This window comes from Kitasatospora herbaricolor (genome assembly GCF_030813695.1).
GTDB classification, from domain to species: Bacteria; Actinomycetota; Actinomycetes; order Streptomycetales; family Streptomycetaceae; genus Kitasatospora; species Kitasatospora herbaricolor.
This window is the reverse complement of record NZ_JAUSVA010000002.1, coordinates 5,204,624-5,228,523: the sequence shown is the minus strand read 5'-3', so window position 1 is coordinate 5,228,523 and position 23,900 is coordinate 5,204,624. Positions and strand designations below refer to the sequence as shown.

General features: G+C 75.3%; 23 protein-coding genes and 1 pseudogene. 15 read left to right on the top strand and 9 right to left on the bottom strand.

Features of this window, described 5'->3' with window-relative positions; translation table 11 throughout:
• Positions 1-97: 97 nt before the first annotated feature.
• The gene (locus tag J2S46_RS23270) at positions 98-3,403 is read right to left on the bottom strand and encodes a sacsin N-terminal ATP-binding-like domain-containing protein (protein ID WP_191290629.1); all 3,306 of its coding nucleotides are present in this window, start codon (positions 3,401-3,403) and stop codon (positions 98-100) included.
• 475 nt (positions 3,404-3,878) lie between these two features.
• A complete protein-coding gene (locus tag J2S46_RS23265) occupies positions 3,879-4,760 on the bottom strand; it encodes a DUF3027 domain-containing protein (protein WP_191290724.1) in 882 nt (293 codons plus the stop codon).
• A gap of 650 nt (positions 4,761-5,410) precedes the next feature.
• Between J2S46_RS23265 and J2S46_RS23260 the strand changes: the two genes are divergently transcribed.
• The 4 genes from J2S46_RS23260 (at position 5,411) to J2S46_RS23245 (ending at position 9,071) form a co-directional block, all read left to right on the top strand.
• On the top strand, positions 5,411-6,778 hold the full coding sequence (locus J2S46_RS23260; protein WP_191290723.1) for an MFS transporter: 1,368 nt from the start codon (positions 5,411-5,413) through the stop codon (positions 6,776-6,778).
• Between the two features lie 130 nt (positions 6,779-6,908).
• On the top strand, positions 6,909-7,433 hold the full coding sequence (locus tag J2S46_RS23255) for a hypothetical protein (RefSeq protein WP_191290628.1): 525 nt from the start codon (positions 6,909-6,911) through the stop codon (positions 7,431-7,433).
• A gap of 11 nt (positions 7,434-7,444) precedes the next feature.
• Positions 7,445-8,206 (top strand): futalosine hydrolase, encoded by a 762-nt coding sequence (locus J2S46_RS23250; RefSeq protein WP_191290627.1) that lies wholly within the window; start codon positions 7,445-7,447, stop codon positions 8,204-8,206.
• On the top strand, positions 8,199-9,071 hold the full coding sequence (locus J2S46_RS23245; RefSeq protein ID WP_191290626.1) for a 1,4-dihydroxy-6-naphtoate synthase: 873 nt from the start codon (positions 8,199-8,201) through the stop codon (positions 9,069-9,071). Before J2S46_RS23250 ends, J2S46_RS23245 begins: the two co-directional genes overlap by 8 nt.
• Before the next feature lie 42 nt (positions 9,072-9,113).
• Here J2S46_RS23245 and J2S46_RS23240 read toward each other — a convergent pair whose 3' ends face one another.
• On the bottom strand, positions 9,114-9,497 hold the full coding sequence (locus J2S46_RS23240) for a cold-shock protein (RefSeq protein WP_191290625.1): 384 nt from the start codon (positions 9,495-9,497) through the stop codon (positions 9,114-9,116).
• Between the two features lie 501 nt (positions 9,498-9,998).
• On the opposite strand from J2S46_RS23240, the gene J2S46_RS23235 reads away from it, so the two are divergent.
• A complete protein-coding gene (locus J2S46_RS23235; RefSeq protein ID WP_191290624.1) occupies positions 9,999-10,235 on the top strand; it encodes a hypothetical protein in 237 nt (78 codons plus the stop codon).
• Between the two features lie 69 nt (positions 10,236-10,304).
• Here the strand turns inward: J2S46_RS23235 and J2S46_RS23230 are convergent, their stop codons facing one another.
• Complete coding sequence (locus J2S46_RS23230) at positions 10,305-10,991, bottom strand: HAD family hydrolase (protein WP_191290623.1); 687 nt, start codon at positions 10,989-10,991, stop codon at positions 10,305-10,307.
• 181 nt (positions 10,992-11,172) lie between these two features.
• Here J2S46_RS23230 and J2S46_RS23225 point away from each other — a divergent pair, with 181 nt between their 5' ends.
• From J2S46_RS23225 to J2S46_RS23195, 7 genes and pseudogenes are all read left to right on the top strand, one after another.
• A complete protein-coding gene (locus tag J2S46_RS23225) occupies positions 11,173-12,201 on the top strand; it encodes a FecCD family ABC transporter permease (RefSeq protein WP_191290622.1) in 1,029 nt (342 codons plus the stop codon).
• Positions 12,198-13,247: a FecCD family ABC transporter permease gene (locus J2S46_RS23220; RefSeq protein WP_191290621.1), complete on the top strand. Its 1,050-nt coding sequence runs from the start codon at positions 12,198-12,200 to the stop codon at positions 13,245-13,247. The genes J2S46_RS23225 and J2S46_RS23220 overlap by 4 nt, the downstream gene beginning before the upstream one ends.
• Entirely contained in the window at positions 13,247-14,143 is an 897-nt protein-coding gene (locus J2S46_RS23215; RefSeq protein ID WP_191290620.1) for an ABC transporter ATP-binding protein, read from the top strand. The genes J2S46_RS23220 and J2S46_RS23215 overlap by 1 nt, the downstream gene beginning before the upstream one ends.
• A 48-nt stretch (positions 14,144-14,191) precedes the next feature.
• On the top strand, positions 14,192-15,094 hold the full coding sequence (locus tag J2S46_RS23210) for an ABC transporter substrate-binding protein (protein WP_191290619.1): 903 nt from the start codon (positions 14,192-14,194) through the stop codon (positions 15,092-15,094).
• Between the two features lie 110 nt (positions 15,095-15,204).
• Positions 15,205-15,336, top strand: a pseudogene (locus tag J2S46_RS23205) (AAA family ATPase); the annotation flags it as partial.
• A gap of 364 nt (positions 15,337-15,700) precedes the next feature.
• Complete coding sequence (locus J2S46_RS23200) at positions 15,701-16,630, top strand: AAA family ATPase (RefSeq protein ID WP_229912812.1); 930 nt, start codon at positions 15,701-15,703, stop codon at positions 16,628-16,630.
• Complete coding sequence (locus J2S46_RS23195) at positions 16,627-17,256, top strand: hypothetical protein (protein ID WP_191290618.1); 630 nt, start codon at positions 16,627-16,629, stop codon at positions 17,254-17,256. The genes J2S46_RS23200 and J2S46_RS23195 overlap by 4 nt, the downstream gene beginning before the upstream one ends.
• 10 nt (positions 17,257-17,266) lie before the next feature.
• On the opposite strand, the gene J2S46_RS23190 is transcribed toward J2S46_RS23195, so the two are convergent.
• From J2S46_RS23190 to J2S46_RS23180, 3 genes are all read right to left on the bottom strand, one after another.
• Entirely contained in the window at positions 17,267-17,560 is a 294-nt protein-coding gene (locus J2S46_RS23190) for a hypothetical protein (RefSeq protein WP_191290617.1), read from the bottom strand.
• Complete coding sequence (locus J2S46_RS23185) at positions 17,557-17,796, bottom strand: hypothetical protein (RefSeq protein WP_191290616.1); 240 nt, start codon at positions 17,794-17,796, stop codon at positions 17,557-17,559. The genes J2S46_RS23190 and J2S46_RS23185 overlap by 4 nt, the downstream gene beginning before the upstream one ends.
• A 61-nt stretch (positions 17,797-17,857) precedes the next feature.
• On the bottom strand, positions 17,858-18,271 hold the full coding sequence (locus J2S46_RS23180; protein WP_191290615.1) for an ATP-binding protein: 414 nt from the start codon (positions 18,269-18,271) through the stop codon (positions 17,858-17,860).
• A gap of 296 nt (positions 18,272-18,567) precedes the next feature.
• Here J2S46_RS23180 and J2S46_RS23175 point away from each other — a divergent pair, with 296 nt between their 5' ends.
• Both J2S46_RS23175 and J2S46_RS23170 read left to right on the top strand, forming a co-directional pair.
• The gene (locus J2S46_RS23175) at positions 18,568-19,431 is read left to right on the top strand and encodes a helix-turn-helix domain-containing protein (RefSeq protein WP_229912811.1); all 864 of its coding nucleotides are present in this window, start codon (positions 18,568-18,570) and stop codon (positions 19,429-19,431) included.
• Positions 19,424-19,627, top strand: a complete 204-nt coding sequence (locus J2S46_RS23170; protein ID WP_191290613.1) for a DUF397 domain-containing protein — start codon at positions 19,424-19,426, stop codon at positions 19,625-19,627. The genes J2S46_RS23175 and J2S46_RS23170 overlap by 8 nt, the downstream gene beginning before the upstream one ends.
• A gap of 40 nt (positions 19,628-19,667) precedes the next feature.
• On the opposite strand, the gene J2S46_RS23165 is transcribed toward J2S46_RS23170, so the two are convergent.
• Both J2S46_RS23165 and J2S46_RS23160 read right to left on the bottom strand, forming a co-directional pair.
• Positions 19,668-20,078 (bottom strand): hypothetical protein, encoded by a 411-nt coding sequence (locus J2S46_RS23165; RefSeq protein WP_307350994.1) that lies wholly within the window; start codon positions 20,076-20,078, stop codon positions 19,668-19,670.
• Between the two features lie 216 nt (positions 20,079-20,294).
• Positions 20,295-21,155 carry an energy-coupling factor transporter transmembrane component T family protein gene (locus J2S46_RS23160; RefSeq protein ID WP_191290611.1) on the bottom strand — a complete coding sequence of 287 codons (861 nt, stop codon included), beginning with the start codon at positions 21,153-21,155 and terminating at the stop codon, positions 20,295-20,297.
• 135 nt (positions 21,156-21,290) lie between these two features.
• On the opposite strand from J2S46_RS23160, the gene J2S46_RS23155 reads away from it, so the two are divergent.
• The gene (locus J2S46_RS23155; RefSeq protein ID WP_191290610.1) at positions 21,291-23,837 is read left to right on the top strand and encodes a helicase C-terminal domain-containing protein; all 2,547 of its coding nucleotides are present in this window, start codon (positions 21,291-21,293) and stop codon (positions 23,835-23,837) included.
• The last annotated feature ends 63 nt before the right edge of the window (positions 23,838-23,900 follow it).

Genomic DNA, 23,900 nt, shown 5'->3' with positions numbered 1-23,900 from the left:
CCCCTCCCGGGCGCCGGTGCGGCCGGCGGCGGCCAGGAGCAGCAGGCGGCCCCGGCCGGCCGGCACCCGCAGGCGCCGCCGGCCGGGGCGGGCGGCGTCAGCCCTCGAAGTCCCGGGCGGCCGAGAGCTCGTAGGCGCGGTCCGGCTCGGCGAGGGCGGCCAGCACCTCGAAGCGGCGGTGCCACTGGCCGACCGACCAGGCGAGCCCGGCGGCCAGACCTTCCGGGGTGGCGGCGTGCAGCAGTCCGGGGGCCGGCGGCACCTCGAACTCGTCGTCCTCGTCGGCCTCCTCGGCCGTCTCGGGGTCGTACGGCGCGTCCGGGGTCCCGGCCGAGGTGTCCCAGCGCCAGTCGACGGCGGCCTCCTCGCCGTCGGGGCCGACCACCAGCAGCTCCTCGTGCTCCTCGTAGGCGACCGGGCAGCCGGGCAGCAGCTCCCGCACCACCGCGGGGACCCGGTGCAGGGTGCCCTCGGAGAGCACCCGCCCGCCGGCCACCTCGCTGGCCAGCGAGACGTGCAGCCGTTCGGCCAGGGCGCCGGCCAGCGCCGGGGCGACCGGCAGCAGCGGGTAGGGGTGGAGCAGCTGGACCAGGTCGGGCGCGTCGGCGACGACCGCCTCGGTGGCGTCCACCAGGACGGTTCCGGCCGGCCGGCGGCCGGTCTCCGGGTCCATCGGCGGCACCGCGCGGACGACGTCCAGCGGCTCGATCCGCTCGGGGTCCACCCCGGCCAGGGCGCTGTGGATGCCGTGCAGCTGGCGATGCCCGACGATCGAGGCCGGGTCGGTGAGGCGGTCCAGCAGCTCGTCCGGGCCGTGCGGCTCGGCCAGCAGCGCGGCCAGCGTGGTGCGCACCCCGAGGGCGTGCAGGAACTGCTCGTCCAGGGTGGTCCTGGCCTCGTCGTAGAGGCCGCGCAGCAGCGGGTCGGCGCCGGCCGCGCGCAGGCCGGCGGGCTCCCGGCCGTCCAGCACCGGGTGGTCCCGCAGCCACCAGGCGGTGTAGGGCGGCAGGTCGACGTAGCCGCCGTCCGGCAGCAGCGTGCGCACCGGGTTGACCACGGCCTCCCGGTACGGCGGGCGGGCCAGCAGGGCGAGCGCCTCGGGCCAGGCCCGGTCGTCCACCAGGTCCAGGTCGCGGACGGCGAGCAGTTCCGCGGCGACCGGCGGCACGCCCAGTTCGCCGTCGTCGTCCGCGTGCAGGGCCTCCAGCGCGTCCTCGCACCAGTCGGCCAGGCCGTCGGGGGCCTCGTCGATCAGGCCGGTCGGGGCGCCGCCGGCCGCGCGGTCGGCGGGGACGGTCGGGTCGAGCCGCTCCAGGTCGTCCGGGTCGAGCGGGACGTCCTCGGCGCGGACCAGCACGAAGGCGCTGAGCACGCCGACGGCGGCCAGCACCTCGGGGCCCCAGCGCTCCAGCAGGTCCTCGTCCGGGTAGCCGGCGTCGTCCTCGCGGGCCAGGGCGGCCAGCGGACTGTCCGGCAGCACCAGCTCGCCGGCCCGGCTGGCCTCGCCCTCGTCGTCCAGCAGGGCGAGACGGGACAGCCAGGGGTGCTCGCCGGGGGTCGTCCCGGCGGCCTTGACCAGGGCCAGGACGGCGTCGGCGAGGTCCACGGCGGCGTCCAGGTCGTCCTCGGCCACGTCGTAGGAGCGGGCCACGGCGGCCCGCACCTCGGGCGTGTCCAGCACCCCGGCGGGGGTGGCGGTGCCGGCGCCCAGCTTGGCCAGCAGCGGGTGCGCGGCCTCCGGGTGGGCGAGGCGAAGGTCGAGCAGGGCGAGCGCCCCGGCCAGCGCGTCGGGGTAGCCCGGGTAGGCGGCCCAGTCGGCGGCGTCGGAGGGCAGCAGGACGCGGCGCGGGCCGGTCACCGTCCGGCCGTCGGCGAGCGGTACGGGCAGCGCGCCGAGCGACTCCGGGTCGGCGGCGGCCAGCGCCGCGTACAGGTTGCGCCACCAGGCGGGCTCCCGCTCCAGGCCGCCGAGCTGGTCGACCACCTCGGCGAGCGGGATCCGGCGGACGTTCAGCACCCGCAGTTCGCTGCGGCGCTCCAGCCCGGCCGGCAGCAGGCCGGGGAAGATCGGCGCGAGGGCCTCGACCACCGAGGTGTCGGCGCCCTCCAGCAGCGTGGCGTCCCGGGGGCGCAGCGCGGGGGTGCCCTCCTCCACCGGTGCCGGGTGCGGCAGGAAGGGGATGCCGGGCAGCCGGCCGAGCACCGCAGCGCGCACCGCGTTGTCGAGCGCGCCCTGGCCGAGCGGACCGGGCACCAGGCCGAGCGAGCCGAGGTCGCCGCCCCGGGCGCGCAGCAGGTCGGCGTAGGTGTCGGCGGCGCGCTCGGTGAGGAAGTCGGTGAGCGGGCCGGGCGCGACGTGCCGGCGGGTCGGGTCCAGCGGGTACGAGGCGATCAGCAGCGCGGGCACGCCGAGCGGCTCGTCGCTCGGGGTGGGGGCGTGCACCACGGGGGTGGTGCGCAGCGCCTGCGGGACCCCGGCGGCGCTCACCGGGACGGCCCAGGTCACCGTCCAGTACGGGCGGGCCCGCTCCTCGGTGGGGCGGTCGGCGAGCAGGTCGGCGGTGAGGGTGCCGGAGGCGCCGGCGATCTGCCAGGTGGTGCGGGCAGCCTGGCCCCCGGCGTCGTCGGTGAGGGTGACGAGGGTGAGGCCGTCGGGGCTCTGCTCGCCGGCCGAGCGGGTCAGCACGCGGGTGCCGTCCGGGGTCTCCACGACGATCTCGGCCAGGCCGGGCAGGGTGAGCAGCAGGGCGTCGTCGATCTCGGTGAGCAGCCGCCGGGCGAGGTCCTCGGCGGCGGCGTCGCGCAGCGGCAGGACCACGACCGTGTCGTAGTCGGCGGGGGCCTCGCCCTCGGCGGCGAACGGCAGCCGGAGCAGCGGCACGTGTCCGTCGCGGCGGCGCAGTTCCTCGGTCAGCACGGGTTCGGTCCCGGCCAGCGCGTGCGCCTCGGCCAGCGACCAGCGCACGCCGCCGGCGGCGCCGAGCACGGCGGGCTCGTCCGTGACGGCGAGCACGGCGGCGAAGCCGACACCGAACCGGCCGACGGTCGGGGTGCCGTCGGCGCGCTTGGAGGAGGCGCGCAGGGTGGAGAGCGACTCCACCGCCGCGGCGTCCAGCGGCGCGCCGGTGTTGGCGGCGGCGAGCACGCCGCCCTGCAGGGTCAGCCGGAGCCGGCCGGGGGCGCCGCCGGCCCGGGCGGCCGCGTCGGCGGCGTTCTGCGCCAGCTCGACCACCAGCCGGTCGCGGTAGCCGCCGAGCGCCAGCTCCTCCTCGGCGTTGGCGTCCTCCCGGAACCGGGCGGGCGAGGCCGACCACGCGTCCAGCACCCGCCGCCGCAGCGCCGTGGTGCCGAACGGGTCCGCGGCCTGCTCGTCCGAACCGCTGCCGATGATGCGAGGCTCCACTGGACCTGCCTTCCGCCGCCCTGTACTTCGTCCTTCGTACGAGGGCATTCTTCCCTGCGCCGGGGTGGGCGGCGGACCAGGGGCGGCGGCCGGGCCCGGACGGCCACCCGGCGGGGCGGCGGGGCGGGGCTCAGACGGCGCTCGCGGCGGGGCTCGGGGCGGGGCTGAGTGCGGTGCCCGGCGCGGCCGGGGCCCCTGGTCGGCCTCGGCCCGCGGGGCCTTCGGCGGGGTGCCGCGGAGCGTGCGGGCCCGGGCCGGCGCGGCCGGACGGAAGGGGGCCGGGGCGGGCCCGGACGGCGCCGCCGCCGGGAGTTGATCCCCCGCCAGGACGCCACCGGCACGAGGACGCCACCGGGACGCCGCAGGGCGGGCCCGCCGGCCGCGCGGCCCGGGGCCGGACAGCCCGGAGGCCGCCCCGGGCCTGGACGGCCCCGGACGGCCTCGGACGTGACAGCGCCCGGAGGGGACGGACCCCTCAGGAGTGGCCGAGCTCCTCGGCCGGGGCGTCGGGCTCGACCGAACCGCTGGAGCGGTCCGGGTGGAGCTGGAGCGGCTCGATGACCAGTTCGTCGAGGATCAGCTCGGACGGCGCCGGCGGCGCCGGGATGACGGCGGCCTCGGAGTGACCGCCGCAGCCGTAGGCGAAGGACACGATCTGGCCGTCCGCCGGGCCGAACTCGTTGCCGCAGACACCGAAGGCCTGGCCCAGCGAGCCGCCGATCGGGATCAGGAACCCACAGCTGTTGCAGGACGCCGGAGCGGCCTGCGCCATCGGGGTCTGCGGGCCGTGCGCCTGCTCCCAGCGGTCGGCTGCCAAGTGCAGGCCGAGCCGGGAGAGCACCCGGGGGCGGCCCAGGCCCAGCTCCTCGGCGATCGCCCCGATCCGGGCCCGCGCCGGGGCGGGCTGGATGGTCGGGTCGGTGATCTCCAGGTCGTCGGCGTCGGCGAGGGCCACGACCGAGTTGGGTGCGGGCTCGTCCTCGCCCGTCCAGCCCGGCTCCAGCCGGAGGTCGTCGGCGTCTGTGGGCAGCAGGTCGCCCGGGCCCATGTCGCCGGGGCGCAGCCGCTCGCTCCACGGCACCCACTGCGGGGCGAGGACGGCGTCGTCGCCGGGCAGCAGGACGACCTCGTCCAGGGTGACGTTCTTGGCGCGCGGGGCGCGGGCCACGGTGACGGCCCAGTGCCAGCCCCGGTAGGCGGCGTCCAGACACTCGAAAGTGTGGGTGACGACCCGCTCGGCGTCCGCCTGGGCGCCGAGGTGTGCCCCCACGGTTTCCGCTCCGACCGCCTCGGCCGCTGCCTGCCGGGCGAGTTCGACGGCCTCGGCACAGAGCCGATCGGGGGTACGGCTTCGCATCGCAGCACTCACGGCGTCGATTCTCTCCCAGTTCTTCTGTTGCCTACGGCGTGTTGCCTGTTCCGTCGCGGCTCGGGTTCTCTCGTCCATTCTGCGCGACCGCGAGCCCCTCCGGGTACCGACCGCGCCGCTCGCCTCGCCCGGTTCCCCCCTCGGCGGCCCTGCGGTACGTGTGGTGACGCCCAGGGTGGTGACGCACAGGGCAGGCTACCCGTCGGTCAGCCACCGGGGACAGCCCGGGGCCCGAGCCGTCCGACCGTCGGACACCCCGGCGGGTGCACGGGCCGCGCCGAGCGGAGCCCAATCCCTCGTCCCGGCCGGGTTTCTCGGGCAGGATGGCCTATGTGGCGGAAGATGACCCGTCGCAGCACGCACGGCACGCCTCGCAGGCCGGCAGCCCCGACGAGTCGGCCGCCGTGCCGCGACGACAACCCCAGGTCCTCCCTGCTGACGGCGACGAGCCGCGGCCGGTGGACGGTTCGCCGCCGCCCGGCGCGGGCGCCGAGCACGGCCCTGTCGCAGGGCCCGGCACCCGTCCTGACCTCGACAAGGCCCCCGAGCTCGACGAGGCCTCCGGCGGGGAACCCGGCCTCGGCGAGGCCCCCGAGGGGGATCCCGGCGAGGACGAGTTCCCCGACACCCGTAATTTCCTGGTCCGCGGCGCCTCCGCCGCCGGGCTGCGGACCGGCCGGGTGGTGCACGGCACCGGCCGGCGGATCCGCAAGGCCACCTCGGCCGAGGGCGCCGGCGAGTCCGGTCTCGCCAAACTGATCGAGCTGCACGCGCTGAACTCCTTCGGCGACATGCTGATCACCATCGCGCTGGCCTCCACGATCTTCTTCTCGGTGCCCACCGGCGAGGCCCGCGGCCGGGTCGGGCTCTACCTGCTGATCACGATGGCGCCGTTCGCCCTGCTGGCCCCGGTGATCGGCCCGCTGCTGGACCGGCTGCCGCACGGCCGCCGGGCCGCGATGGCCACCTCGATGCTGGCCCGCGCCGTGCTGGCCTGGACGATGGCGGGCACCGTGGTCGGCGGCGGCATCGCGCTGTACCCGGAGGCGCTCGGCGTACTGGTGGCGTCCAAGGCGTACGGGGTGGTGCGCAGCGTCGTGGTGCCCCGGCTGCTGCCGAGCCGGCTGTCGCTGGTGAAGGCGAACTCCCGGGTCACCCTGGCCGGGCTGCTGGCCACCTTCGTCGGCGCGCCGATCGGCGCGGGGCTGCACCTGATCGGCCCCGGCTGGCCGCTGCGCGGCGCCTTCCTGGTCTTCGTCGTCGGCACCCTGATGGCCTTCCACCTGCCGCACAAGGTGGACTCGGCCAAGGGCGAGCAGCGGGCCGTGCTGCACGCCGACGACCAGCCGCACGGCCCCCTGCACCTGCACCCGCGGCCGGAGCCGCCGAAGGCCCAGCAGCCGAAGGCCAACCTGCGGACCGTCGGCCCGTCGGTGATCCTCGCCCTGCGGGCGGTGGCCACGCTCCGCTGGCTGGTGGGGTTCCTGGTGATGTTCCTGGCCTTCCTGCTCCGGGACGACCCGATCGGCGGGCTGCAGCCGACCGTCGCGCTGGGCCTGGTCGCGGTGGCGGCCGGCGCCGGCAACGCGCTCGGCTCGGTGCTCGGCTCCTGGCTGCGCACCCGGCGCTCGGAGGCGATCGTCACCGCGATGCTGCTGGTGGCCACGCTGGCCGCCGGCGCCGCCGCGCTCTGGTACGGGGTGCTGACGGTGGTGGTGGTCGCCGCCGCGGCCGGGACGGCGGCCTCGCTGGGCAAGCTGGCCCTGGACGCGCTGATCCAGCGGGACGTCCCCGAGTCCGTCCGGACCTCGGCGTTCGCCCGCTCGGAGACGCTGCTCCAGCTGAGCTGGGTGGCGGGCGGCGCGCTGGGCATCACCATGCCGCTGGACGGCGCGCTGGGCCTGTCGGTGGCGGCGGGCGTGGTGGGCCTGGTCCTGCTGTGGACCGTCCGCTCGCTGTTCAGGATCGGGCTGCGCCGCCGGCCCGCGACCGCCAAGGTGGCCTGAGCGGGACGGCGGCCGCGGGGAGGCCCGGGCCGGCCCGCGAGCGCCCCGGGCGGCCCGTGCGGGGGCGGGACAACACGCGGTGGCCGACCCCGGCGTAGCGTGATCGGCAAAGCCCGGTAGCCTCTCTGCCATGAGCCTCAGCACCCGTGTCATCGCCGCAGTCGGCGCCGTCGTCGTGATCGGCGCCGGCACGGTCGGCGGGTCCATCGCGTACGCGACCGGCCAGGACCAGCCCAGTGACAAGCGCGTCACCGTGACCGTCGGCCGCTCCTCGCAGGAGATCGACCGCCCGTTCTGCGGCGGCACCGGTACCGCCATGACGGAGAACGAGCAGGCGGACTGCCAGACCAAGGCCAAGGAGGCCCTGGCCGACGGCAAGATCCCGTCCTCCGACGTGGTCGCCAGCGACCGGATCGGCGTCGGCGTGACCCCCCAGGTGGCCGACAAGGGCTGGTTCGCCTTCACCAACGGCGGCCAGCAGGGCCAGTTCAGCCTGGCGAACGCCAACACCGGCCAGACCTGGTCCGGCTCGGTGCCCGCCTCGACCGCGCTCTCGGCGACCGGCAAGACCCTGCTCACCGTGGTCGAGTCCGACCCGAAGACCCAGGACATCTACGCGGTCTGGTACTTCCAGCTGAAGACCCAGGACGCCTGACCGCGCCCGCGGTGACCACCCGAACGAGCGACACCGAGCAGCCGGGCCTCCCGCAGGCCCGGCTGCTCGTCGTGGTCGCCGTCGCCCCCGAGGCCGAGGCGGTGCTGCGCGGCCTGGGTGACGACTCCCGCCCGCTGCCGCTGCCCGGGGGCGTCCTGCACCGCGCCGGGCGGGCCGGTACCGCGATCGACGTGCTGGCCGCCGGGGTGGGGCCCGCCGCGGCCGCCGCCGGCGCCGCGACCGCTCTCGCGCTGCACCGCTACGACCTGGTGGTCCCGGCCGGGATCGCCGGCGGCTTCGCCCCGCACGCCCCGATCGGCTCGGTGGTGGTCGCGGACGCGATCGTCGCCGCCGACCTGGGCGCCGAGACGCCCGAGGGCTTCGCCGACGTCACCGCGCTGGGCTTCGGCACCGTCCGGCACACCCCGCCGCCGGGCGCGGCCCTGGCGGCCGCCGGGGCGCTGCGGGCCGCCGGCCTGACCGTCGCCACCGGGGCCGTGCTCACCGTCTCCACCGTCACCGGCACCGCCGGGCGGGCCGCCGAGCTGGCCGCCCGGCACCCCGGCGCGGCCGCCGAGGCGATGGAGGGCTTCGGCGTGGCCGAGGCCGCCGCCCGGCACGGCCTGCCGGCGCTGGAGGTCCGTACCGTCTCCAACGCGGTGGGCCCGCGCGACCGCTCGGCCTGGCGGATCGGCGAGGCGCTGGCCGCGCTGGCCGGGGCGTTCGCCGCCCTGCCCTACCCGGAGCTGCTCAAGGAGGTCCACCGTGGCTGAGACCCTGCGCATCGCCTACTCCCCCTGCCCGAACGACACCTTCGTCTTCCACGCCTGGGCGCACGGCCTGGTGCCCGGCGCCGACGCGCCCGAGGTGACCTTCGCGGACATCGACGTCACCAACGGCCTGGCCGCACGGGGCGGGTCCCCCCGGCCCGGCGCCGGGCGAGAGCTCGACGTGCTGAAGATCAGCTACGGCGCGCTGCCCTGGGTGCTGGACGAGTACGCGCTGCTGCCCTGCGGCGGGGCGCTGGGGCGGGGCTGCGGCCCGCTGGTGCTCACCCGCCCGGACGCGCCGGACGACCTGAGCGGAAAGACCGTCGCGGTGCCGTCCGAGCGCTCCACCGCCTACCTGCTGTTCCGGATCTGGGCCGCCCGGGCGGTGCCGGGCGGGCTCGGCGAGGTGGTGGTGCTGCCGTTCGACGAGATCATGCCCGCCGTGCGGGACGGCCGGGTGGACGCCGGCCTGGTGATCCACGAGGCCCGCTTCACCTACCAGGAGTACGGCCTGCGCAAGCTCGCCGACATGGGCGAGGCCTGGGAGCAGGACACCGGCCTGCCGATCCCGCTCGGGGCGATCGTCGCCCGGCGCTCGCTCGGCGCGCAGCGGCTGCGGGAGATCGCGGAGACGATCCGGGCGTCCGTCCGGCAGGCCTGGGCGGACCCGGCCGCCAGCCGCGGGTACGTCCTGGCGCACTCCCAGGAGATGGACCCGGCCGTCGCCGACCAGCACATCGGGCTGTACGTCAACGAGTTCACCGCGGACCTCGGCGAGGAGGGCTACGCCGCCGTGCGCGGCCTGCTCACCCGGGCCGCCGCCGAGGGACTCGTCCCCGCGCTGGGCCCGGGTGCGCTGGACTTCTGAGCCCCGGCGCGGACGCCGGGGGTCGGAGCGGCCGGACCGGGGTCAGACGTCGAACTGGTCGGCGACCGCGCGCAGCAGCGCGGCCAGCTTCTGGCCGGTCGGCTTCGCCGGGTAGCGCCCGTGCTGGAGGCCCGGGAGCACCGCGTCCAGGGTGGTGATGAGGTCCTGGACGATCGGCGCCATGTCGTCGGCGCTCTTGCGCTGGGCGGCGGCCACCGACGGCAGCGCCTCCAGCAGCGCCACGGACATCGCCTGGTCGCCGCGGTGGCCGGCGACCACGCCGAACTCCACCCGCTGGCCCGGCTTGAGCACGGTGACACCGGTGGGCAGCGCCTTGGTGTGGACGAAGACCTCGCCGCCGTCGTCGCGCGACAGAAAGCCGTAGCCCTTCGTCTCGTTGAACCACTTGACCTGGCCGGTGGGCATCTCGAACAGTCCTCGGGGTGGGTGTGAAGGCCCCCGGCGCGCCGGGGATCCCTGGATGGATGGCTCTGGACGAACGGTCGGGGTGACCGCTGCGGACGGCTCCGGGTGACGGGGGGCCGGGATCGGCCCGTACCGCGCGGCGACCCACGTCCGGCGCCCCGCCGGAGCAGACTAACGGTCTGTCACGGCCTCGGATCCTCGGCGTGGGCCCGTTCTCGTACCGCGGGCCCCCACGCGAGTCTGGCGGAGGGGGCCGGACCGGGCCTGGCCTGGCCGGACCGCGACACGGCGCTGTCCACTGGCTCACACCCCCGGCCGGAAAGCGGGGCACACCTGACGCGCCCCGTGCAGTGGCTGCATACCCCCGCCCAGCAGCGATCGAAACTCCCAGCGCCCGTGAAACTGCGTAACGTGACGGGCCTCTCCCCGGGCCGCCCGGGGCGCCCCGGCCCCTCTGCGACACTGGGGCGGAACACCACGTCCCGTCCGAGGAGCACACCAGTGAGCAGCCAGCGCGCCGACCGCGGCGACCGTTACGTCCGGGTGGGTGCGATCGTCTTCGCGCTGGGCGCGGTGTCCACCCTGGTGACCTTCGTCCCGCTGTTCTTCCGCCTGACGCCGCTGCCGACCGCCGCGTACTGGTTCAGCATGCTGATGCCGCTCGGCTTCCTGCTGGCCCTGGTGGGGATGCTCAGCTCGGCCCGCTCCCAGCGCCGCCGGGCCGCCGCGACCGACTGACCGACTGGCCAAACCGCCGGGCCGGCTTCCCGGGCGCCCCTCCCGGGTGCGGCCGACCGCTACCGGCGGCTACCGGCCGAGGTGGCCGGCCAGCCAGCCCGGGAACTCGGTGAGGTCCGCCAGCACCACGTCCGCGCCGGCCGCCAGCAGCTCCTCCGCCGTGTACGGGCCGGTGGCCACGCCGACCGCCACCGCCCCGGCCCGGATCGCGCCGCGGACGTCGCCCAGGTGGTCCCCGACGTACACGGTGGCGCCGTGCTCGCGCAGCGCGTCGCCCTTGCCCTCCGCCCAGAGGTCGCCGACCAGCACGTCGGCGTGCAGGGCCGCGTGCTCCAGATGCAGCAGGGCGTTCGGCTCGTACTTCCCGGTGATCACGGCCACCCGGCCGCCGGCCGCGCGGACCGCCTCGATCGCCTCGTGGGCGCCGGGCAGCGCCACCGTCGGGGCGAAGGCCAGCTCCCGGTACAGCTCCCGGTACCGGGCGGCGACCGCCTGCACCTCCGCCTCCGGGAACCAGTTGCGCAGCTCGTCGGTCAGCGGCGGGCCGAGCCGGGTGGTCACCAGGTCGCCGTCGACGTACGTGCCGGTCTCGGCCGACAGGGCCTGGTAGGTGGCCTTGATGCCGGGCCGGGTGTCCAGCAGCGTCATGTCGAGGTCGAAACCCACGGTCAGCGGGCCGGCGGCGGCCCCTGCGGAGGCGGCGGGCGAGGTCACGGCCGAGGGGAGGACCGCGGCTGCGGCGGGCGTCGAGGGCATGCCGCCAGGCTATGCCACCCCTGGTCCGGGGCCTGGTCCGCCCCGTCGCCGACCTCGAGGTTAGCGTTGCCTAAGCTGTTGGCGGTCCCTCTCCCCCGAGCCCCACGCCCGGGCGGGGCCACCCCGGCCGGTCGCCGGGGAAGCCCTCGGCGACGCCCCGGGGAGGAGCAGGAAGGGACCCATGACCGAGACCACCGCGCCCGGCAAGCTGCGCCTGCTGCGCCGGCGCATCCTCTGGCTCGCCGCCGCGCTGGCCGTGCTGGCCGCCGCCGTGCTGCTGAGCCTCACCGTCGGCAGCCGCGGCATCCCGCTCGGCGAGACGGTCGCCGCCCTGCTGCACGGCGGGGACACCACCGACGCGGTGGTCGTCCGCGAGCTGCGGGTGCCGCGCACCGTGGTCGGCCTGGCGGTCGGCGCGGCGCTCGGACTGGCCGGCACCGTGATGCAGGGCATCACCCGCAACCCGATCGCCGACCCCGGCATCCTCGGCGTCAGCCAGGGCGCGGCGGCCGGCGTGGTGGTCGCGATCTCCGTCTTCGGGGTGGGTTCGCCCACCGGGTACGTCTGGTTCGGCTTCGCCGGCGCGGCGCTTGCCGCCGTCCTGGTCCACGCCCTGGCCGGGCGCGGCCTCGGCGGCGCGACACCGGTCAAGCTGGCCCTGGCCGGGGCCGCGATGTCCGCCTTCATCGCCTCGCTCAACACCCTGGTGCTCACCACCGACTCCGCCACCATGGACCAGTTCCGGTTCTGGCAGGTCGGCTCGCTCTCCGGGCGGACCGCCGACGTCGCCTGGCAGCTGATGCCCTTCCTGCTGGCCGGGCTGCTGCTGGTGTTCGCGGTCGCCCGGGGCCTGGACGCGCTGGCGCTCGGCGACGACACCGCCAAGGGCCTGGGGGCCAGGACCGGACTGGTCCGGGCCACCGGCGCGCTCGGCGCGACCGTGCTGACCGGCTCGGCGGTCGCCGCCGCCGGCCCGATCGCCTTCGTCGGCCTGGCCGTGCCGCACGCGGCCCGCGCCCTGGTCGGCGCCGACCACCGCTGGGTGCTCACCCTCTCGGCCGTGCTCGGGCCCGCGCTGCTGCTGCTCGCGGACGCCCTGGGCCGGGTGCTCTTCCCGCCCTCGGAGGTGCCCGCCGGGGTGATGACCGCCCTGGTCGGCGTCCCCGTCCTGGTCGTGCTGGTACGCCGCCGCAAGGTGGTGGCCGCGTGAGCGCCGCCGTCGTGCCCGCCGGCTACCGCGTGCTGCGGGCCGGCCCGGCGTCCTTCCTGCTGCACCGGCGCTCGGCGCTGGCCGCCTGCGGCCTGCTGCTGCTGCTCGCCGCCGCCGTGGTCGCCTCGCTCTGCCTGGGCGAGTCCACCGTGTCGCCGGCCGAGGTGCTCAAGGTCGTCACCGGCCGGCCCAGCCCGCACGAGCTGGTGGTCGGCGAGTTCCGGCTGCCCCGGGTGCAGGTCGGGCTGCTGGTCGGCCTCGCCCTCGGGCTGGCCGGCGCGCTGATCCAGACCGTCGCCCGCAACCCGCTGGCCAGCCCGGACGTCGTCGGCGTCTCGCACGGCGCGGCCGCCCTGGTGGTGGGCCTGCTGGCGTACGGGGTGGTCGGCTCGACCGGCCAGGTGCCGTACGCGGCGGTCGGCGGCGGGCTGCTCGCCGGGCTGCTGGTCCATTCGCTGGCCTGGCGCGGCGGCCTGCACGCCCAGCGCTTCGTGCTGATCGGCATCGGGATCAGCGTCGCGCTGTCCTCGCTGACCACCGTCTTCCTGACCAAGGGCGACGGTCTGCAGGCCCAGCAGGCGAAGGTCTGGATGACCGGCAGTCTGAACGGCGCCGGGCACGCCCAGTCCGGCTGGCTGTCCTGGGTGCTGCTGGCGGCCCTGCCGGTGGCGCTCTGGGCGGCCAGGGCCCAGCGCAGCATCTCCTTCGACGACGCCAGCGCGGTCGGCCTCGGCCTGCGGCTGAACCGCACCCGGGCCGGCATGGCCCTGCTCGGCGTCGTGCTGGCCTCCTGCGCGGCGGGCGCCACCGGACCGGTGGACTTCGTCGCGCTGATGGCTCCGCAGATCGCCGTCCGGCTGGCCCGGTCGGCACAGATCCCGCTGCTCTGCTCGGCCCTCACCGGGGCGGTGGTGGTCGTGCTCGCCGACCTGCTCGCCCGCCGGATGCTGGCGCCCGTCGAACTGCCGGTCGGTGTGGTCACCGGCCTGGTCGGCGCGCCGTACCTGATGTGGCTGCTGCTCCGATCCCGCCGTGGAGGCTCCTGATGACCGCGCCGAACACGCAGAACGCGCAGAACGTGCCGACCGCGGAGAGCGTGCCGACCGCACGGACCGCGACCGCCACGACCGCAACGACCGGCCACCGCCTGGAGGCCCGCGGGCTGACCCTCGCCTACGAGGCCCGGACGGTCGTCGAAGGACTGGACCTGACCGTCCCCGACGGGCGGGTCACCGTCATCGTCGGCCCGAACGCCTGCGGCAAGTCCACCCTGTTGCGGGCCCTCGGGCGGTTGCTGAAGCCGGCCCGCGGCGCCGTCCTGCTGGACGGCGCCGAGCTGGCCCGGATCCCCACCAGGCAGATCGCCCGGCGGATCGGCCTGCTGCCGCAGTCACCGGTGGCCCCCGAGGGAATCTCGGTCGCCGACCTGGTCTCGCGCGGCCGCCAGCCGCACCAGAGCTGGTGGCAGCAGTGGTCGGCCGAGGACGAGGAGGCGGTCACCGAGGCGCTGCTGCGCACCTCCACCACCGAGCTGGCCGACCGCAGCGTGGACGAGCTGTCCGGCGGACAGCGCCAGCGGGCCTGGATCGCGATGGCCCTCGCCCAGGGCACCGACATCCTGCTGCTGGACGAACCCACCACCTTCCTGGACATCGCGCACCAGGTGGAGGTGCTGGACCTGGTCCGGCGGCTGAACGTGGAGAAGGGCCGGACGGTGGTCGCCGTGCTGCACGACCTCAACCAGGCCGCCCGGTACGCCGACCACCTGGTCGCGATGCGCGGCGGGCGGATCGTCGCGCAGGGGCCGCCGACCGAGATCGTCACCGCCGAACTGGTCCGCGAGGTGTTCGGGCTGGACTCCGTGGTCGTTCCGGACCCGGTCACCGGAACACCGCTGGTGGTACCGGGCGCGCCCTGGGCGGGAAAGACCGAAGCAGGGTGACATTCCGGACATAATCGACGGACCGTCGACCATGTCCGAGAGGTCCCGATGCCGCCTCAGATCACCCGCCGGGCCCTGCTCACCGGGCTCGGCGGAGCAGCCCTCGCCGCCTGCTCCGGTCCCGGCACGCCGACCGCCGACAGCGCCACCGACAGCCCGCCGCCGGCCGGCCCGCGCGTGGTCACCCTCGACACCGCCGAACTCGACTCGGCGATGACCCTCGGCATCACCCCGGTCGGCGCCGCCCGGGCCCAGGCCGACAGCGGCCTGCCCGACTACTGGCCCGCCTCCCGGCTCGCCGGGATCACCGTCGTCGGGGAGATCGGCTCGCCCGACACCGCGGTGATCCGGCGGCTGAAGCCGGACCTCATCCTCGGCAACCAGATCCGGGACGCCGCGCACTTCGAGACCCTGCGCCGGATCGCGCCCACGATCCTCACCCCGGCCACCGGCCACCCCTGGAAGGCGAACTTCCAGCAGCACGCCCAGGCGCTCGGCCGGCAGGCCGCCGCCGACGCCGTGACCGCCGCCTACCAACGGCACGCCGGCCAGGTCGCCCAGGCCCTCGGCCAGACCGGACGGCGGATCAGCCTGGTCCGCTTCGTCGAGAACGCGCCGATCCGGCTGTACGCCCGGCTGAACTTCCTCGCCACCCTGCTCGACGACGTCCAACTGGCCCGGCCCGACCAGCAGAACGCCGCCCAGTTCGCGACCGAGATCCCGGCCGACCAGATCGCCCGGGCGGACGGCGACGTCCTGCTGTACGCCGTCTACGGCGACCCGGAGGCGGCCGGCGCCACCGCGGCCCTGGCCGGCCCCGGCTGGCAGGCCCTGGCCGCGGTCAAGGCCCACCGCGCCTTCCCGGTCTCCGACCAGCTGTGGTTCCAGGGCATCGGCTACACCGGCGCCAACGCCGTGCTGGACGAGTTGCAGCACCTGCTGGGGGCCTAGGCGGCGCGGGCCGGAGCGGTCGGCCACCGTCCACGGCGGCTGACTCCTCGGCATATCCTGCACTGGAACCCTGACCGCGCCGGGTCTTCCGGCCGCACGCTGGAGGACACATGCTCACACGGCTTGAGGTCGACGGGTTCAAGAACCTCCTCGACCTGGCCGTCGAGCTGGGCCCCTTCACCTGCATCGCGGGTGCGAACGGCACGGGCAAGTCGAATGTCTTCGACGCCATTCAGTTCCTGAGCCTGCTGGCCGACCGTTCCCTGATGGAGGCGGCACAGGAGGTACGTGGTACGCACAGCGAGCGCCACGGCGACGCCCGGGACTTGTTCTGGAACGGGTACGCGCCCGGTGGGCACCGCATGCGGTTCGCCGCCGAAATGATCGTGGCACCGGAACCGACGGAGGACGACTTCGGGCGGCTCTCCGAACCGCCGACCTCCTCCTTCCTCCGGTACGAGCTGGAACTCGGGTACCAGCCCCCCCGCTGGTGCCGAGAAGATCGGCCGGCTGGTCCTGCTGCACGAGAGCCTCGGCTACATCCGCAAGGGGGATGCTCCCGCCCGTCTGCGCTTCCCCCACAGCAAGCCCCGGTTCCGGGATCCGATGATCAGGAGCAAGCGGTACGGCACCTCCTTCATCTCGACCTCCTTGGAGGAGGGCGACCCGATCATCCGGATCCACCAGGACGGGGGCAGCCGGGGCCAACCCAGGCCTGCCGCGGCCTCCCGGGCACGGGCAACCGTGGTGTCGACGGTTACCTCCAGCGACGACCCGACGATTCTCGCCGCCCGACGGGAGATGCAGTCCTGGCGGCGGCTGGCGCTTGAACCCTCGGCCTTGCGGAGCTCCGACCAGTACATGGATCCGCGCTCCATCGGCTCCAACGGGCTGCACCTCCCGGGTGCCCTTTTCCGGATCGCCCTGCAGGGCCCGGCCGGCCAGCAGGATCCGGCCCAGGTATACGCCAGGGTCGCCGGGCGCCTGTCCGACCTCTCCGGTCTCCAGGTACGCACCCTGGATGTCCAGGAGGACGACGTCCGGGAGCTCCTCACCATTCGCCTGCACGAGATCGACGGCATGGTGCTGCCGGCACGCAGCCTGTCCGAGGGCACCCTGCGATTCCTCGCGCTCTGCGTACTGCTCGAAGACCCCGAAGTGCGCGGGCTCATCTGCATGGAGGAGCCGGAGAACGGGATCCATCCCGCCAACCTTCCCGCCATGGTCGAACTGGTCCGGGACCTCGCCGTGGACTCCGACGAGATGCCCGGGCCGGAAAATCCTTTCAGGCAAGTGCTGATCAACACGCATTCCCCTGGCGTCGTCCAACTCGTCGACCCGGCCGACCTGCTGTTCGCCGACACCTCGGCCTTCAGGAGCGCCGACGGGAAGATCACCCGCCGGCTGCGGCTGCGGCCGCTCACCGGTACCTGGCGGGCACGGGACTCCGCGGAGTACGTGACGAAGGGGGACATCCTGCCGTATCTGGAGACTCCCCCTGGCGCCCAGTTGACCATCGAGGGGAGCTTCGCGTGACGCTGCGCGTTCTCTTCCTGGGCGAGGGCTCCAGCGACGAGGGGCTGGTGCCCCACATCGAGAGGATCGCGGCGGAACTCGATGTGCCTGTGGCGGTGAGCTCGCCGGCCCTCGACTGGATCTCTCCGCCGGTCGGCCACAGTGTGGCTGACAAGTTGCGCGCGGCCCGAGGGCTCAGCGACACGTACGACCTGGCCGTCCTGCAGCGCGATGCCGATCGCGGCCCGGACCAGGACAGGCGGGACGAGATCGCCGCAGCCGTTCGTACCGAGTGGCCCGGGCTGGCCCACATGCCGGTCGTGCCGGTTCGAATGCTGGAGGCCTGGCTACTGCTCGACGAGCAGGCCATCCGGCAGGTGGCAGGCAATCCGAACGGGCGGATGGACCTCCAACTGCCCCGGCCCTCAACGGTCGAACGGATCCCCGATCCCAAACAGCAGCTGAAGGAAACCCTGGCGCTGGCGAGCGGAGCCAAGGGACGCCGCCTGGCCGAACTCCAGAAGCGGTTCCCCCGCAACCGCCACCGGCTCTTCGAACTGCTGGACCAGGAAGGCCCGGTGAGCCAGGTCCCGTCCTGGCACCGGTTCGTCACCGACCTCACCACTGCCCTCACGAACTGGCCGTAGTATCCGCCCGTCAGGGATGAGGGCCAGCTTCCCGTGCCCGGGGCATGGTGGCGGTGGCCCGGGTCTCGGGACCGAAGTGGCCGGCCTGGCGGGCGATCCAGGAGTACTCGTGGCTGCCGTCCGGGAGTCGGCGCAGCTCCCAGCGGCCGTGGCGGGTGATCGGGGGCGGCGGGGCGGCCGGATGCTCGTCGGGGTACGGCGCCCGGAGTGTCGCCAGGACCCCGAGGGCCACGGTGACGAGGGCGAGCGCCAGGAGGATCACCAGAGCCGCGCCGACGAGGAAACTCGCGGTCCCGCTCCTCATCGGTGCAGCCGGATCACGCGGGTGCCGAGGTGGGCGGCGAGAGCCTGCAACAGTTCCTCCGCCTGGTCACGGGTGAGCGGAAGGGCGAGTTGCTCACCCGGGGCGAGGCCGATGTCGAGATCGACGGCGCAGCGGAGCTGGACGGCGGCGTCCGGGACGCGCTCGACGGTCAGGTAGGGCACGGTGGTGCGCTCGACGTGCACCGACGGCGGCACCAGCGGGATCAGCACTCCCACGGTCCACCCCGGTTCACAGCGGGGAGCGGGACGGGGAGCGGGACGGGGCGGCGGTCGTCGGTCATGCGGCGGCGTCCAGCTCGAACCAGATGCTCTTGCCCGCCTTGCGGGGTGCGGTACCGAAGCGGTGGGTGAGGGTGCGGACCAGGTGGAGTCCCCGGCCGGACACCTCGTACGGGTCGGAACAGGGCCGCTCCTCGGGGAGGTCGGGGCTGTCGTCGGAGACGGAGACCCGCAGCGTGCGGTCGGCCAGCACGACCACCACCACGACCGGGGCCGGACTGCCCCCGTGCTTCCAGGCGTTGACGTACAGCTCGCAGAGGGCGAGTTCGGCGTCGTGGACGGCGTCCGGCGGCCAGCCGGCCAGGGTCATCGCCTCCCGCAGCTCCTCGCGGGGGGCGGACCAGTCGGGCGGCTCGGGCGACCGGGGCGTACCGGGCTGTCGGGGCGATTCGGGCTGGCTGCGGGCAGGCATGGGAGACCTCCGTGCGGGATGGAGTGAGGTACGCGGGTGAGGTACGCGTCGGCGGGTTCGTCGCCGTGAGCCAGGCCGGACGCGGCTGCTCTGCGGTGCGGGCAGCAGGTGGCTACTGCCTTGGAATCAAGCGTTACTGACGATCCGTCCGATCGATTGGGAAGACCGTATCGCACGCACATGGAAAATTTTCCATGTATTCAAGATGTTCCCTCTTTCGTGGCATCGCCGCCTCAGATGGACCTCCGTCCGGTCAACGCGGCAGACTGGGGCAACCCTTGCGCCGGAAGGAACCCATGGCTCGTACCAACCCCACACTCCGTCAGCGCAGGCTGGGCACGGAGCTGCGAAGGATGCGAGAGCAGGCAGGTTTCGGAGGCAGCCAGCTCGGCCGGGCCGTCGGAATGAACCCCGCCCAGGTGACGCAGATGGAGTCGGGGAAGATCGGCATCAGCGTGGAACGGCTGCGGACGATCGCCGCAACGTGCATGTGCGTCAACGAGCCCCTGATCGACGCCCTCGCCGACATCGTCACGGCCCGCGAGAAGCCCGGATGGTGGGAGGAGTACCGCGAGACCCTGGCCACGGACTTCCTTGAGGTCGCGGAGCTTGAAGGACACGCGCGGAGGCTCTTCACCTATACGAGCACCTTCGTACCCGGGCTCCTTCAGACCGGCGCATACGCCTCCGCATTGTTCGCCCAGACCTACCCTCCGACGGCCCGCCATGATGTCGATCTCAGGACGGCCTTTCGCATGCAACGGCAGCGCGTAGTCCGGTCCGGCGTGACGCCATACACCGCATTCGTCCATGAGGCAGCCCTACGCATGCAGTTCAGTGGGCCGAAGGTCCAAGCCGAACAAATCGGCGCTCTCGTCGAGGACTCCGCGAGCCCGAACATCTCCGTTCGAGTGGTTCCGTTCGACGCAAACGCTGTCCCGAGCCCAAGCGAGAACTTCACATATGCAGAGGGGCCAGTCACCGAGCTGGATGCCGCACAGATGGACACCGGTCACGGCATTCAACTTTTCGACTCCCCGGCCCACCTCGCGAGGTTTCGCGCGCTCATCGATCAGATGAAGTCCACCGCGCTGGACGAAGACGAGTCACGACACTTCATGCGGTCCATCAAGGAAGAAATGGAAAACAAGCATGGCTAGCACGGCCTGGCAGAAGGCAAGCCACTCCGGCGCGAGCGACAACTGCGTCGAGGTCCGCACCGTCGACGGCCTGGTCGAACTCCGCGAGTCCGACGACGGCGAGGTCATAGTCCGCACCACCCCCGCCAAGTTCGCCAAGTTCCTCCTGGGCGTCAAGGCCGGCGAGTTCGACGGCTACGCCGACTTCGGCGCCTGACGACACCGACTGAGGGTTGCCCCCGCAATTGCTCTTCGGCTCAGGCGGTACGCAGTCGGTCGCCTGGTGCCGGGAGGCCGGGGGGCACGTAGCCGTCGCCGTCCTTGGGGTCACCGGCGTGCAGCCCTGGGCGCAGCTGGTCCGGCAGGAGGACGACACGGGCCGTTTCGGACAGACTGCGGGGGAGGTCGGCGGGGCCGATCCAGGAGTCGCCGTCCTGAATCCGGGGATCTTCCTGTCGCGCGACGACGGCGGTGCACAGCAGCACGACGTTCGCCGCGTCCACCGCGCACACCGCGACCTCCACGGTGACTTCGGGCAAGTAGCCCGTGGCGGTGCTGCGGTAGCTGACGTGCACGGCGTTTCCCCGCTCCGGGACCTGCGGATGCGGACCGACCTGCCAGTCCGTGACCCGGATGGTGAGGGGGTACACCTTGCCGCCACGCACCACGGTGACCTCCCCGGCCGCGGCACCGGGACTGCGCTTCCCGGGCTCCCCGCCCGCGGGGAAGCAGCCGGCGAGGGGGATCGCCGCGCACGCGGCCACAGCGATCCGGACCGCCCGCTCGACATGACGTCGAGTCCGCTGTTGCACTCCGGATCCCCCTGTCGATTCGCCTGCACGACCTGATGTTCGGGACGCGGTCCCGCACGTCGCAGTTCCGGATCACGGCCCGCGCCGCCGCGTCGTCACCACCAGCAGGTACGCGGCGGAGAGGACCGCCGCCAGCCTCAGCACCCCCGGCGCCGCGCCCCAGAGCTGCTCGCCCGGTTGCAGGGCCGGGCCCCACTTTCCCTGGCCCCGGCCCCAGAACCAGAGCACCAGTCCGCTCAGGGCCAGCAGCGGGATCCCGAGGACGGCGAACTTACGGCTGCGGTCGCCGAGTCCGCGGGAGAGGTAGGCCAGTGCCCATCCCACCAGCATCACCAGCACCGTCCTGGTCACCGCGCCGCCCACCAGCAGGGCCGAGGCGAGCAGCAGCAGCGGTGCGGGCCGGCGGCCGGCCATCAGGCCGGGACGAGCGGCCGGCGCGGTCCCGTCCTGAGCCGCCTGCTCCTTCGCCGCCCTGCGTGCGGCACGGCCCCGGCCGGCCGGCTTCGCGGCAGTGGCCTGCTCCCGGCTCGCCTCGGCCGCCTCGGCCACGCCCGGTGCCGCGTCGCCGTCCCGGGGTTCCGGCACGCTCGCGGCCTCGGGCTCGTCGACGGCCGAGAAGTCGATGTGCACGGCGTCCCAGTCGGCGAACCCGCCACCGGCCTGCCACTGCACCCCGCCCCGGCGGGCCGACGGACCGGCGGACGGCTGCGAGGGCGTCGACGAGGGTGCCGAGGGCGATGGGGCCGACGGCGACGAGGACGGCGGCGCGGGCACCCGCGCGGCCGGTGGGTCCGTCGGGGGCGCGGGAGCCGGCACCGCGGCGGCCGGCGGCAGGTACACGCCCTCGGCCGGCTCCTCCGGACCCTTCGCCGCCCCGCCGCCACCGTCGCCACGCCGCGGCCCGTTCAGCCGCCACCACTCGCCGTCCACCATCGCCCACCACCCCGGTCACCCGCCCGATCCCGCCCACCGCGACGCTACCCACCCGGCGCCTCCCACCACCACCCGCCAGGACCCCGGGGCTCCCGACGCCGCCACCCCCGCCCGAACCCGACTAACCTAGGCCGGATGACCGCACAGCAGGGCGAGCAACGCCCCGGAGCCGCCGCCGCAGGCCCGCGCACCCTCGCGGAGGAGCTCCGCAGCCGGCCCGACGCGGCCCTGGCCGCCCTGCTCCGGTCCCGTCCCGACCTGCTCAACCCGGTGCCCGGCGACCTCACCCAGCTCGCCGCCCGGCTCTCCTCCCGGGCCTCCGCCCTGCGCGCCCTGGAGCGGCTGGACCGCTTCACCCTGCAGGCCGCCGAGGCCTTGGCCGCCCTCCCCGACGGCAGCCCGCTGACCGCCGTACGGAACCTGCTCACCGGCCCGGCCCGGGTCAAGCCCCACCCCGGCGCCACCCCGCTCGGGCCGGCCGAGCGCGCCGCCGTCACCGAAGCCCTCCCCGGCGCCCTGGCCACCCTGCGCGAGCGGGCCCTGCTCTGGGGCCCGGACACCGCGCTGCACCTGGTGATCGCGGCCCGCGAGGCGCTCGCGCCCAGCGCCGCCAACCCCGGCCGGACGGGCCTCGGGCCGACCCTCGCCGAGGCCACCGTCGGGATGTCGCCGGCCCGGCTCCAACAGCTGCTGGCCTCGGCCGGACTGCCGCCGACCCCCGACCCGGTCACCGCCGTGGCTGCGCTGGCCGCCCTGCTGGCCGACCGCAAGCGCTGCGCCGCGCTGCTCGACCAGGCGCCGGAGGCCTCGCTGCGACTGCTGGACCGGCTGGTCTGGGGGCCGCCCAACGGCACCGTCCCGGACGCCACCCGGCCGGTCACCGCCGAGGACGCCCGCAGTCCGGTGGAGTGGCTGATCGCCCGCGGTCTGCTGCTGCCCTCCTCGCCCGGCAGCGTGGTGCTGCCCCGCGAGCTGGCCCTGCACCTGCGCGGAGGCCGCAGCCACCGCAGCGTGGAGCCCGTCCCGCCGGCGGCGGTCGCGGGGCCCGCCGTCCGCGATCCACAGGCTGTGGACAGCGCGGCGGCCGGCCAGGCCCACACCGCCGTGACCACCGTCGAGGAGCTGCTGGACCTCTGGGGCCTGCAGCCGCCCGCCACCCTGCGGGCCGGCGGCGTCGGCGTCCGCGACCTCAAGCGCGCCGCCCAGGCCCTCGACAGCAGCGAGCCGGTCACCGCGTTCTGGCTGGAACTCGCCTACGGCGCCGGGCTGCTGGCCCCCGACGGCGAGGCCGACGAGCGCTGGGCCCCGACCCCCGCCTACGACACCTGGCTCCAGCAGCCCACCGCCGAGCGCTGGGCCCTGCTCGCCCGCACCTGGCTCGCCGGCACCCGGGTCGCCGCCCTCACCGGCACCCCGGACGGCAAGGGCAAGGCCCGGGCCGCGCTCGGCCCCGAACTCGACCGCACGCTGGCGCCGACCGTGCGCCGCGCCGCCCTCACCGCGCTGGCCGGCCTGCCGCCGGGCTCCACCTCCACCGCCGAGGGCCTGCTCCCCGCCATGCGCTGGCACCGCCCGCTGCGCGGCGGCCCGGCCACCGCCGAGGGCCGCGACCTGCGCGACGAACTCACCGACTGGACCCTCACCGAGGCCGAGCAGCTCGGCGTGACCGGCCGCGGCGCCCTGTCCTCGCAGGCCCGCGCCCTGCTGGAGGGCCGGGACGCGGCCGCCGTGCTGGCCCCGCTGCTCCCCCGCCCGCTGGACCACGTGATCCTCCAGCCCGACCTCACCGCCATCGCCCCGGGCCCGCTGCTCGCCCCGCTGGCCCAGGCCCTCGCGCTCTGCGCCGACGTGGAGTCCAAGGGCGGCGCGACGGTGTACCGCTTCACCGCCGAGTCCGTCCGGCGGGCCCTGGACGCCGGGCGCAGCGCCGCCGACCTGCACGCCTTCCTGGAGCAGCACTCCCGCACCCCGGTCCCGCAGCCGCTCAGCTACCTGGTCGACGACGTGGCCCGCCGGCACGGCGTGCTGCGGGTCGGCGCCGCCTCCTCGTACCTGCGCTGCGACGACCCGGCGCTGCTCGCCGAGGTGCTGGCCGACCGCCGCTCCGCCGACCTGCGGCTGCGGCTGCTGGCGCCCACCGTGCTGGCCGCCCAGGCCGGCCCCGAGGCGCTGCTGAGCGCCCTGCGCCAGATGGGTTACGCGCCGGCCGCCGAGTCGGCCGAGGGCGATGTGCTGATCACCCGGCCGGGCAGTCACCGCACCCCGCCGCGCACCGCGCCCACCCCCGTGCCGGACGGCCCGCCCGTCCCGGACGACGCACTGCTCGGTGCGGCGGTCAAGGCCGTCCGGGCCGGCGACCGGGCGGCCACCGCCGTCCGCCGGGAGACCGTCACCGGCCCGGCCACCACGCCGCACCAGGACGGCCCGGCCCGCACCGACACCCGTCGGCTGCCCCGCTCGCAGGCGGCGGACACGCTGGCCGCGCTGCAGACGGCGGTCCTGCTCGGCGAGCGGATGTGGATCGGCTACATCAACGCCGAGGGCCTGGCCTCGCAGCGGGTGATCGACCCGGTGAAGGTGGAGGGCGGCTTCGTCACGGCCTTCGACCACCACTCGGACGAGCTGCGCACCTTCGCGCTGCACCGGATCACCGGCGTCGCCGAGCTGGAGGACACCGCCTGAGCCCGGCCGCCCCGCGTCCCCCGGACCGCCCGGAGTCTCCCCCGGTTGACGCCGCCCCCGCCC